This window comes from Paenibacillus sp., from assembly GCF_035645235.1.
Lineage (GTDB): Bacteria > Bacillota > Bacilli > Paenibacillales > YIM-B00363 > Paenibacillus_AE.
In genome coordinates this window covers 1-11,361 of sequence record NZ_DASQMZ010000104.1, presented here as the reverse complement: position 1 = coordinate 11,361, position 11,361 = coordinate 1, and the positions used below count along the sequence as shown (strand labels likewise).

Here is an 11,361-nt window from a genome sequence, read left to right as displayed (position 1 = left end):
CTCTTATGTTCAAATTTTGCTCTTAATCCGAGGTTAAGCTCAAAATTTGCGCTTTCCCGCCGCCTCGCCGAACTGCCGCTGCCCCGCGCTCCTTCGCTCCATACGCCGCCGCACCGCCTCCGCCATTCTTATGTTCAAATTTTGCTCTTTTTTCGCGGTTAAGCTCAAAATTTGCTCTTTCCGCCGCCTCGCCGAACTGCCGCTGCCCCGCGCTCCCTCGCTCAATACGCCGCCGCACCGCCCCCGCCGCTCTTATGTTCAAATTTTGCTCTTAATCCGAGGTTAAGCTCAAAATTTGCGCTTTCCCGCCGCCCCGGGCCGAGCGCCGAGCGCCGCAGCCCACGGATGATAGTCGAGTAGACGCCGACACCAAAGCCAAAACAAAAGAAAGCCCCAGGATCGAAATCCCGAGGCTCCCTAGGTTGCCACCGATTAGTAGCCAAGCATCGTACGGCTGATGATAACCAACAAGATGAACAATACGAGGATCGCGCCCGTGGAAGTGAATGCACCGCCAACTGCTGCCATGAAGCCTCACCTCCTTTACGCTTACAAGAACAATGTATGCGCAAGGAGGCGCAGCGGATTGGACGGTTGCCCGGGTCCGCGTTATCTTCCTTCGCAGGCGATGCCGTCGCCGTCGCCGTCGAGCCGGTGTGGGTCGCGCGACGGGCCGCCGGCAGCCTCGAAGTACGCCTGCGCCTCGGCTTGCGCGGCGAAGTCGCCGCAGTCGCGGTCCGGCCCGACGTCGGGGGTGGCCGGAGGGCGCTCGGCGGACGTCGCCGCACCGGACGCCGCGCCTGCCGCGCCCGACGCCGCCGCGCCTCCACCGCCGCCCGCCGCTCCGCCGCCCGCCGCACCGGACGCCGCACCCGCCGCTCCGCCGCCCGACGCTCCGCCGCCTGCCGCGCCCGGCGCCTCCGCGTCCGGCGCCGCCCACAGCCCGCGGCCCGCCTCGCGCGCCTCGCGCTGCGCCGCGACGAACCGATCGGCGAAGCGGACGTTCGGCGGAATCGTCAGCACCGTCGCGTACCCTTCGGCGAGCAGCCGCTCGTTCACGAACGTGCCGTCCTCCAAGTACGCGTAAGCGAGAAGCCGGCCGTATGGATCCCGCTCCCGCACGTCCGTCTCGAGGCAGACGGTGCGCCCGGTCAGCAGCCGCTTCGCGAAGTCGCTCGCCTCCGGGCCGTACGGCTCGACGGGCGCGTCCGGCTTCACCGTCTCCGGCGTATCGACGCCGAGCAGCCGCACCGTGTCGTCCTTGCCCGCGCCGGCGTCGATCTTGAACGTGTCGCCGTCGACGACGCGCGTGACGGCGTAGCACGCTCGTTCCGCCGCGACGTCCGCGGCGCCGCCGCCGAAGCCGCAGCCGGCGAGCAGCGCCGCGAAGGCGGCGCCGACAACCGTCAGCGCCGCCGCCGGACGGCCCGCCCGCCGCCATCGCGTAACCATGCTCATGCTCCGGTTTCTCTCCTTTGGTTTTGGCTCATGAGGTAATGATACAACGCTAAGGAACAAAGCTGAAGCGCCAAATACACGATCGACGAGTAATCGAATTCATAACCGTTCTTGTAATGGAAGACGCCGAGATGCGCGCCGACGCCCTCGAGCACCATGCCGAACGCCGACCAAACGAGCACGTACAGCGGGGCGAGCCGCCCCGGAATGCGCAGCCAATCGTACAGATACAAAAACAAATATCCGAACGGTCCGTACATGATGTAGGTCAAGAAATCGATGAACTCGAACGCCCCGGTATCGTTCACATCGTAAAAATCGAAGGGCTCCACGGCGAACGCATGGTCGAACAAGACGCCGAAATATGCGCCGAACACAATAAACAGCACCGTCGCGCTGCGCGTGAACCGCCGCGGCAGCAGCCACGTCAACGCGACGCCGACGACCGTCAAGCCGACGACGAACCACTCGTTAGCGTTCCAAGCGGTGTCCCACACCTTCATGCGAGCGCCCCCCGCTCCCCTCGCGTATACCGTACGAACGCGCAGGCCGCCAGCACCGAAAGCGCGACCAACGCAATGTCGCCGAGCACCAAGTGCCCGTACCCGATCTTCTCGAACTTCAGGATGCCGAGCCGCTCCACCGTCCAGGTCAGCAGCATCCGCCCGAGCACGACGGCCGCGCACCCGGACCACCGCTTCCAGCGCGCGTCGCTGAGAAACCAAGCCGATACGGCGAACAAATACATCGTCGGCCGCAGTACGTTGCGCAGCAGCAAGTGATTCACGAACATCTCGGGCTGCTCGGGAAACGACACCAGCCGCAGCGTCATCGTGGCGATCGTAAAGAGGATCGTCTCGATCATCGACATGAGCATGACGACGAACAAGGTGACGTCCTTGGGCAAACGCGGCTGCCGAGCCCAGAAGAGGGCGATGACGAACCAGGTCCCGAACAGCAGGAAGGTAAACAGCATGTCGTCGAACGTCCGCACTGGGCAAGCCTCCTTTTTCCGGCAAAAAGTTTCCCCTATTATACCCACATTGCCGAGCGCTAACCCGATTTCCATTGTGCCGGCGCGGCGCGGGCTTTATAATTCAGGAATACATCTATATCGGAAAAGGATGCGTGTCCCGCAATGAGCATTCTCACGGTTACGAATTTATCCCACGGCTTCGGAGACCGAGCCATCTTCAACGACGTCTCGTTCCGCCTGCTGAAGGGCGAGCATATCGGCCTCGTCGGCGCGAACGGCGAAGGCAAGTCGACGTTCATGAGCATCGTCACGGGCAAGCTCGAGCCGGACGCCGGCAAGGTCGAATGGGCCCGCAACGTGCGGGTCGGCTACCTCGACCAGCATGCCGTCCTGACGAAAGGGCAGACGATGCGCGACGTGCTGAAGACGGCGTTCCAATATTTGTTCGACATGGAGGCCGAAATCAATCGGCTGTACGAGGCGATGGCGGAGGCGACGCCCGAGGAGATGGAGCGCATGCTCGAGGACGTCGGCACGTATCAAGATACGCTCTCGACGAACGACTTCTACATTATCGACGCGAAGATCGAGGAGATCGCGCGCGGCCTCGGGCTCGACGACATCGGGCTCGACCGGGACGTGCACGACCTGTCCGGCGGCCAGCGGACGAAGGTGCTGCTCGCGAAGCTGCTGCTCGAGAAGCCGGACATCCTGCTGCTCGACGAGCCGACGAACTACCTCGACGAGAAGCATATCGAGTGGCTGAAGCGGTACCTCCAAGAGTACGAAAACGCCTTCGTCTTAATTTCCCACGACATCCCGTTCCTGAACAGCGTCGTCAATTTGATTTACCATATGGCCAATCAGGAGCTGACCCGGTACGTAGGCGACTACGACCACTTCGTGACCGTCTATGAGGCGAAGCAGCAGCAGCTCGAATCGGCATATAAGCGGCAGCAGCAGGAAATCGAAGACTTGAAAGACTTCGTCGCGCGCAACAAAGCGCGGGTATCGACGCGCAACATGGCGATGTCGCGGCAGAAGAAGCTGGACAAGATGGACGTGATCGAGCTCGCCAAGGAGAAGCCGAAGCCGCAATTCGGCTTTAAGGAGGCGCGGACGTCGGGGAAGCTCATTTTCGAAACGAAGGGTCTCGTCATCGGCTACGAGGAGCCGCTGTCGCGGCCGCTCGACCTGCGCATGGAACGCGGGCAGAAGGTTGCCTTGGTCGGCGCGAACGGCATCGGCAAGACGACGCTGCTGCGCAGCATCCTCGGCGAAATTCGGCCGCTGGCCGGCGAGGTGGAGCGGGGCGATTACCTGCATATCGGCTATTTCGAGCAAGAGGTGAAGGGCGGCAGCGGCAAGACGTGCATCGACGAAGTGTGGAGCGAATTCCCGGCGATGTCGCAATTCGAAGTCCGCGCGGCGCTGGCGCGATGCGGCTTGACCACGAAGCATATCGAGAGCAAAATCGACGTGCTGAGCGGCGGGGAAAAGGCGAAGGTGCGGCTGTGCAAGCTGATCAACCGCGAGACGAACGTGCTCGTGCTCGACGAGCCGACGAACCATCTGGACGTCGACGCGAAGGCCGAGCTGAAGCGGGCGCTGCAGGAGTATAAGGGCAGCGTGCTGCTCATTTCGCACGAACCGGAATTTTACCGCGACGTCGCGACGGACGTGTGGAACTGCGAGTCGTGGACGACGAAGGTATTCTAGAGGAGGCGGTCGATATGGCGGAGCCGGACGGGCGGAGCGGCGCCGCCGGGGGCGAAGGCCGGCCGGCGGCGAGCGGCGCAGCGGGTGGCGGAGCTGCGGGCAACGGCGCGGCCGGCAGCGGCGCGGCGGAAAGCGATCGGCAACGCGAGGTGCGGCTGCTCGAGGAGCTCGCGGCCAACGCGTGGGCGCCGTACACGTCCCAAGCGCTCGGCGCTTGGCGGCTGCGGGCGACGTTCGGCGTCACGATGCGCGCGAACAGCGTCTGGACCGTCGGCGACGTGCCCGAAGGGGACTGGTTGGCCGCGGCGGAGACGTTTTATCGCCGGCGTGGACTGCCGTCCTGCTTCTTCGTCAGCGACGGCACGCCGGACGGCGTCGACGACGCGCTGGCCGCGGCCGGCTACGAGAAGCGGTTCCCTTGTTTCCTCATGACGGGCGCCGCCGACGAGACGCTCCGGCGCGCGTCGGAGAACGGCCGGTTCGAAGTTGTGCTCGAGGAGGAGGCCGACGACGCGTGGATCGCCGACTTTATCCGCCTCGAGGGCTTCGAGCCGGCGCGCGCCGCGGCGTACCGGCACATCTTCGGCGCGATCGGCCCGCCTAAGGCGTTCGCGCGGCTGACGACGCCGGACGGCGCGACGGCCGCGCTCGCCACCGTCGTCGCGGAGCGCGGCTACGCCGGCGTCAGCAACGTCATCGTCGCCCCGGACCGCCGCCGGCAAGGCGCCGCGGAACGGCTCATGGGCGCGCTCGCGGCGTGGGCGAAGGCGCAAGGCGCCGTGACGCTCTGGCTGCAGGTCGTCGAGGACAACGCGCCCGCGCTCGCGCTGTACCGCAAGCTCGGGTTCGAGCCGCGATCCCGCTTCCATTACCGCCAGCGCGCCGTCCTTCCGGACGGCCTCCGCTGCTGACATGCCTTCTTACTCGCGTTCGCATAGCGGCTGCGGAGGCGAGGGCGGGGGCGACGCCGAACTGCAAAATATGCAGTTATTTTCCTCGCAAAGCGGCGATGTAAGCGCTTATCAACTACGTTTTTTGCATATCCAGCGCCTCGCAAAGGGCGGAAGACGAGAAATACCTGCATATCTGCAGGCAGTAGTGCCCAACCGTAAAGAAGACCCCGTTCCCCGGGGTCTTCTCGATCTACGCGCGTGCCCTCAAGCCTGATCCTTCGCGGCGAGCGCCGCCTCGACGAGCGCGTCGAAAGCGTCGTCGTCCTCCTCCAGGAACGCTTCGACGGCATCGATCAGCTCCTCGCTGCCCGACTCGTCGGCGAAATGGAGCCCGTAGTCCCATGCCTTGCCCTTCTCGCTGAAGAGCGTAATTTCGTACGCCTTCGGGTGCCCCTCGACGCGGAAGCGCACTTGACCGACATACCCTTCTTCCGGGTCGACGCGCAGCTGCGCCCCTTCGATGGCGAATTTCATGCTTCCACCTCCCTCGTTCCTTCCGTCACTTCGTCCTCCGCGACGCGCGGAAGACGCAAGCTGAACATCGTGCCTCGCGGTCCGGAGGTTACCGCCAAGGTACCTTGGTGCCGCTCCACGATGCTGTAACAAAGCGCCAGCCCGAGCCCCGTTCCCTGCTCCTTGGTCGTGAAGAACGGCGTCCCGAGCTTCTCCAGCACATGGTCCGGAATGCCCGGTCCCTCGTCGATTACGTCGATGATCGCGGCTTCGCTGTCGGCGTGCGTGCGGATCGTCAAACAACCGCCGGCGTCCATCGCCTCCAGCCCGTTCTTCGCCAGGTTTAGAATCACCTGCCGCATCTCGTTCTCGTCCGCTCGCACGTACACGCCCTCCGACTCGCAGCGCACTTCGATGCTTTTCTCGGCCATGACCGCCACCGCCTGGAGCAGCGGCGAGACCGATTCGATAAGGGCTTGCGTGCGATGCAAGCCGAACTGACTTTCTTTATTGCCCGCGAGCGACAAATATTCGGTAATGATTTGATTCGCGCGCAGCAGCTCGGACAGCATCAGGTCGATATGCTCCGCCGGCAGCGGCGCCTCCGACTTTCGCCAAATTTGCAGGAAGCCTTGGATCGTCGTCATCGGATTGCGGATTTCGTGCGCGATGCCCGCCGCCATCTCCCCGATCAGGTTCAACCGATCGAGCCGGTTCAAGTGCTTCTGCAGCGCCACGCGTTCGGAAATGTCGGTGATGACGATCAGCTCGCACGGCTCGTCGTTTACCTCGAGCACCTGCGCCGACAGCAGCCCATGCCGCCGTTCCCCGCTCCGCGTCGTATACTCGATTTGCTTCGACCCGTCGTGCGGATCGGCTTCGCGGCGGTCGCTCTCGCGGATGCCGAGCGCCGCTTCCCCTAACGCGTTCATTCGTTCGACGTCGCAGCCCGTCACCTTCTCCCACGCGTCGTTGACGTCCAAATACGTTCCGTCGTGCAGACGGCGGATCGCGATCAGGTTCGGATTCGTGTAAAACACTGTGCGAAACCGCCGGTTGGAACGGTATATTTCTTGATTCGCTTCCCGGAGCTGCTTCGTACGTTCCTCGACGACCTGCTCCAGCACCTTCTGATGCTGCAGCAGTCTGCGCTCCGCGTCCGTCAGCCGGCGATTGACGAGCTCGATCTCCCGGTTGCGTTCTTGCAGGAGGGCGTTCTTGTGATTCAGCTCCCGCTGGTACCGGTACAGGCTGACGAAATTTTCGACCTTCCACCGCAGAATGTCCGGGTCGAACGGTTTGAATACGTAATCGATCGACCCTGACAAGTACCCTTGCTTCACGTTCGATTTCGACTTATACGTCGCCGTGATGAATATAATCGGGACATGGCGAAGCTCCTTGCGTTCGCGCATCAGCATCGCGGTTTCGTACCCGTCCATGCCGGGCATATGCACGTCCATGAGGATGAGCGCAAGCCGACGCAAGTCCGCCTGCAGCGCGTAACGCAGCGCATCCTCGCCCGACGGCTTGGCGATCAGCCGGTACGCGGGCGACGCCAAGCACGCTTCCAGCGCCAGCAAGTTTTCGGGCCGATCGTCGACCATTAGGATATCCACATTCTCCTCGAAGGACGCATCGGGTTCCCTCCGGAGGTGATCCCGCTCGTTCATGCTCAGCCCCCCACCTACAAAGCTCTATATAACCGCAGCGACTGATCCAGCTCCGACCACTCCAACGTGTTCAGCACGGCTTCCTTCACGCCGAGCCCCAGAATGCCGCCGGACGGCAGACTGTCGCGGAACAAGCGGAGCACTCGTTTCTGGAGCGCCGGATTGAAATAAATCAGCACGTTGCGGCACAAGATCAATTGAAATTCATTAAACGAATGATCCGTCGCCAGGTTGTGCCGGGCGAAGACGATATGCTTGCGGAGCGTCGGGTCGAAGCACGCTTCGTCGCCGGAGACGGAGTAGTATTCCGAAAACGGCTGCCGCCCCCCCGCGCGCAAGTAATTGCTCGTATACTGCTTCATGCGGGCGATCGGGTAGCGCCCCCCGCGGGCGGTCTCGAGCAAGCGCTCGTTCATGTCGGTCGCATAGATCGTCGCCCGGCCCTCGAGCCCTTCCTCCCGCAGCATGATCGCCATCGAATACGCCTCTTCCCCGGTGGAGCAGCCGGCATGCCAAATCCGAAAGCTCGGCAGCGATGCGAGCTCCGGCAGCACCCGTTCCCGGAGCGCGAGGAAGTAGGCCGGATCCCGGAACATCTCCGTCACCGGAATGCTGAAATCCTGCAGCAGCCTGCGCATCGCCCCGGCGTCGCGCAGCACCAAGGCCTGCAGCGCCGATAAGGTCGGGAGCCCTTCCGCCTGCATCCGCACTTTCGCCCGGCGGCAGATGGAGCCGAGCGCATAATGGCGGAAGTCGTACCCGTATATTCGGAAAATGCCCTCCAGCAGCAGTTCGATTTCCACCCGCTCCGTCTGCTGCTCCCGGTCCTCGGGCACTGCCGCGGACTCCGGGCGGCGTGCCCCGCTTCCGTCCTCCCCTCGGCTTGTCGCTTGCAAGTCGGCGGACGGCCCGTTCGGCCGGAGCCCGCTCATCGGTTCCGCTCCCCGGAATCGTCCAACCATACCCGGAGCAGCGAGAGCAGCTTGTCCAGCTTCACGGGCTTGCTTACATAATCGTTCGCGCCCGCTTCCAGGCACATATCCCGGTCTTCTTTCATCGCCTTGGCGGTCAGCGCGATCACCGGCAGCTTCGCGAAGCGCGCGTCCGCTCGGATGCGTCGCGTCGCCTCGTAGCCGTCCATCCCCGGCATCATCATATCCATCAGCACCAAGTCGATGTCCGGCTGCTCCTCGAGCGCCGCAAGCGCGCTGGCGCCGTCCTCCGCGTACGCGACTTCGTACCGCTGCTCCAGCAGCGCCGCCGTCAATGCGTATACATTCCGGATATCGTCGTCGACGAGCAATATTTTCCCGAAGGAAACATTGCCTCCGGCGTCGGCGGCAGCGCCCTGCGCCGCTTCGCCGCCGTCGTGCAGCAACGGCTGCTCGCTCGGCGCCAACGATTCGCCGGCGCCGATTCGCGCGCCGTCCGAGGGGCGCATCGGGATCGTCACCGTGAACGTGCTGCCGCGGCCCTCCTCGCTCTCGAGGCGAATCGTGCCGCCGAGCAGCCTCGACAGCTCCTTCGAGATGGACAAGCCGAGCCCCGTTCCGCCGTATTTGCGCGTCGTCTTCCCGTCCGCCTGCCGGAACGCCTCGAAGATCAACTCATGCTTCTCGGCCGGAATGCCGATGCCGGTATCCCGCACCTGGAACGCCACCCATACCGCACCCTCGGGCGCGGGCGTCTCCGAGGGCACGGGCATAGCTTCATAGATGCGCATAGCGATCGTGCCGGCGTCCGTAAATTTGAAGGCGTTCGAGAGCAAGTTGTTCACGATCTGCTGCAGCATCCGCGAATCGGTCAAGAGCGTCGCCTCCGCGACGCCGGGCTCCACGTCGACGTCGAACGCAAGCCCTTTCCGCTCCGCTACGCCGCGAAATTGCCGGGCGACGTCCGCCGCGAACGAGCCGAGCTCGATCGGCTCCTCCGACCGGGTCATCTGCCCTGCCTCGATCTTCGACAGGTCGAGCACGTCGTTAATCAGCGCGAGCAGCTCGTTGCCGGAAAACAAAATCGTTCTCGCGTATTCCCGCTGCTTGTCGGACATCGTACGCTCCGCGTCGTCGGCCAGCATCTGGGCCAAAATCAGCAAGCTGTTCAGCGGCGTGCGCAGCTCGTGCGAGATGTTCGCAAGAAATTCGGACTTAAATTGAGAGCTCGCCTGCAGCTCGACCGCCTTCGCCTCGAGCTCCGCCCGGATCTGCTCCAGCTCGTTGCCGCGCTGCTCCGAATAACGGAACTGCTCCGCGAGCTTCTCGTTCAGCGATCGCAGCTCTTCCTGCTGCTGCTGCAGCTCTTCGGATTGCGTCTGCAGCTCCTCGACGTAGGTCTGGGAGTCGGAGAGCAGGGCTTGTACCCGCACGTGGTACGAGATGCTCTGCAGCGACGCGCCGAGCGAGCCCGCCGCGAGCTCCTGCAGAAACTCCATCGCGCGCGGCTCGAACGGCGCGAAGGCGCCCAGCTCGAGCACCGCGACGACCGAGCCCTCGAAGCGGATCGGCAGCAGCAGCACGTAATTCGCATCGGCGTGGCCGAGGCCGGAGACGATGCGCAAATACCCCGGCGGCGCCTCGCGCATGATCGGCGCGCCGTCGGCCGCGCATTGCCCGACCAGCCCTTCGCCGTGCCGGAACGCGCATTCGACGACTTCGGACGTCGGGTCGAACGCGTACGCGGCGACCCGGACGAACCGGTCCGGGGCTTTCGTCGCGTCCGCGAAGTATAAGGCGCCGGCGGCCGCGCCGATCGCCGGCACGACGTGGCTGAGCAGCCGCTCGCCGAAGACGTCGACCGTCTTGGCGCCCTGGCAAGCGTTCATGGCGCCGGCGACGTTCGATTTCACCCAATTTTGGGCTTCCAGCCATCGATGGTGCGCCGCGTCTTGTTTCGCATGCGACTCCAAGGCGTCCGCCATGAGATTGTAGGATTTGACGATCGCACCCATCTCGTCGGCCGCCTCGAAACGCATCCGCGGCAGCTCCGATACGGTGGCAAGTTCCTGAATCCCGTTCATGACGTCCGAGATCGAGCGAATGCTGCGCAGCGTGCTCCGCACGACCCCAATTCCCGTCGCGCCGCAAAACAGCGCCGTCAGCGCGATGCCGATCCACATCAACGTCATCGCGATCCGATGCTGCCGCTCCGAATCCGCGACCTGTTCGATCATCAGCTGTTCTTGCAGCGCCGTGAAGTCGTCCAGCGCGGCCATCAGCTCGGCTTCTTTCGGCTGGATGATCGAGACGAGGAACGCTCTCGCCGCCTCGGTTTCGCCCGCCTCCGCCAACCGGATATATTTGTCGGTCTCCAATTCATATGAAGCGTACAGACGTCCTGCTTCCTCGTAGTAGGCTTTGCCCTGCGGCGTTTCGATCATGCCGGCCAATTCCCTGTGGATGCTCCGGAGCGTCTCCCGCCCCGCGGCGATCGTGCGCAGCGACTCCACCGGATCCTCGAAGAGCAGCAAATTCGGCAGCGCCTCGTTCATGCGCCCGACCGTAATTTGAATGTCGTGGGCGTATTGCACCTTCGTGTACAGGGAAGTCCCGATCCGCTCCGTGTTGTCGTACATCCCGGACATGATGTGAACGATCACGACCGAGAAGACGGCGATAAACGCAATGACCGACGCGAATCCCAAATAGATGCGTTGACGTATACTCAATCGCTTCGGCCTCCATTTGTAACGTTTTTCATATAAATAGCCTATCATATTTTTAGAGATTTTCGCTAAAAAAATAAAGAAGAGGGCTCACGGCCGCTCTTCTTCCAATCGGAACGCGAACCTCGCCAGCTCCGCGCCGTTCACGACGATCGCGGCCGCGTGCTCCCCCGGATAATGCTTGCGCGTCGTTCGGTCGCGCAGCGATTGCCGGAACGACAGCGCCGCCTCGCCGGGCGCGTACACCCGCTCGGACAGCTTGAACAGCTTGCGCGTCCGAGCGCCGCTCGCCTTTACGTATTCGATGGCGTACTCGATGCGGAGCCTTCGCGGACCGTCGCCGTCGACGCAAAGCCCGAACGTCGCGGACAGCTCGCCGCCCCACGGCACGACGGCGTTCGACGGCGCGAAGCCTTCGACCCGGACGCCGCCCGCGTCGCCGACGCCGAACAGCGCGAGCGCCTCTGG

At 63.6% G+C, this 11,361-nt stretch carries 10 protein-coding genes and 1 pseudogene; 2 read left to right on the top strand and 9 right to left on the bottom strand.

All coding sequences use genetic code 11. The features are described from left to right. Positions 1 to 432: 432 nt before the first annotated feature. From VEZ38_RS09690 to VEZ38_RS09675, 4 genes are all read right to left on the bottom strand, one after another. On the bottom strand, positions 433 to 528 hold the full coding sequence (locus tag VEZ38_RS09690) for a YjcZ family sporulation protein (RefSeq protein WP_324893152.1): 96 nt from the start codon (positions 526 to 528) through the stop codon (positions 433 to 435). 81 nt (positions 529 to 609) lie between these two features. Continuing rightward, the gene (locus tag VEZ38_RS09685) at positions 610 to 1,458 is read right to left on the bottom strand and encodes a thermonuclease family protein (RefSeq protein ID WP_324893151.1); all 849 of its coding nucleotides are present in this window, start codon (positions 1,456 to 1,458) and stop codon (positions 610 to 612) included. After that, on the bottom strand, positions 1,455 to 1,961 hold the full coding sequence (locus tag VEZ38_RS09680; protein ID WP_324893150.1) for a hypothetical protein: 507 nt from the start codon (positions 1,959 to 1,961) through the stop codon (positions 1,455 to 1,457). The genes VEZ38_RS09685 and VEZ38_RS09680 overlap by 4 nt, the downstream gene beginning before the upstream one ends. Beyond that, on the bottom strand, positions 1,958 to 2,452 hold the full coding sequence (locus VEZ38_RS09675) for a hypothetical protein (protein WP_324893149.1): 495 nt from the start codon (positions 2,450 to 2,452) through the stop codon (positions 1,958 to 1,960). The genes VEZ38_RS09680 and VEZ38_RS09675 overlap by 4 nt, the downstream gene beginning before the upstream one ends. A 144-nt stretch (positions 2,453 to 2,596) precedes the next feature. Here VEZ38_RS09675 and VEZ38_RS09670 point away from each other — a divergent pair, with 144 nt between their 5' ends. Both VEZ38_RS09670 and VEZ38_RS09665 read left to right on the top strand, forming a co-directional pair. Next, positions 2,597 to 4,153, top strand: coding sequence for an ABC-F family ATP-binding cassette domain-containing protein (locus VEZ38_RS09670; protein WP_324893148.1), 1,557 nt, complete (start codon positions 2,597 to 2,599; stop codon positions 4,151 to 4,153). Between the two features lie 14 nt (positions 4,154 to 4,167). Then, positions 4,168 to 5,064, top strand: coding sequence for a GNAT family N-acetyltransferase (locus VEZ38_RS09665; RefSeq protein ID WP_324893147.1), 897 nt, complete (start codon positions 4,168 to 4,170; stop codon positions 5,062 to 5,064). A gap of 246 nt (positions 5,065 to 5,310) precedes the next feature. On the opposite strand, the gene VEZ38_RS09660 is transcribed toward VEZ38_RS09665, so the two are convergent. The 5 genes and pseudogenes from VEZ38_RS09660 to VEZ38_RS09640 all read right to left on the bottom strand — a co-directional run. Next, positions 5,311 to 5,580, bottom strand: a complete 270-nt coding sequence (locus VEZ38_RS09660) for a hypothetical protein (protein ID WP_324893146.1) — start codon at positions 5,578 to 5,580, stop codon at positions 5,311 to 5,313. Then, positions 5,577 to 7,232: an ATP-binding protein gene (locus tag VEZ38_RS09655; RefSeq protein WP_324893145.1), complete on the bottom strand. Its 1,656-nt coding sequence runs from the start codon at positions 7,230 to 7,232 to the stop codon at positions 5,577 to 5,579. The genes VEZ38_RS09660 and VEZ38_RS09655 overlap by 4 nt, the downstream gene beginning before the upstream one ends. A 14-nt stretch (positions 7,233 to 7,246) precedes the next feature. Beyond that, positions 7,247 to 8,164: a protein-glutamate O-methyltransferase CheR gene (locus VEZ38_RS09650; RefSeq protein ID WP_324893144.1), complete on the bottom strand. Its 918-nt coding sequence runs from the start codon at positions 8,162 to 8,164 to the stop codon at positions 7,247 to 7,249. After that, positions 8,161 to 10,896, bottom strand: coding sequence for an ATP-binding protein (locus tag VEZ38_RS09645; protein WP_324893143.1), 2,736 nt, complete (start codon positions 10,894 to 10,896; stop codon positions 8,161 to 8,163). Before VEZ38_RS09645 ends, VEZ38_RS09650 begins: the two co-directional genes overlap by 4 nt. Before the next feature lie 87 nt (positions 10,897 to 10,983). Beyond that, a pseudogene (locus tag VEZ38_RS09640) lies at positions 10,984 to 11,361 on the bottom strand (DNA alkylation repair protein); the annotation flags it as partial.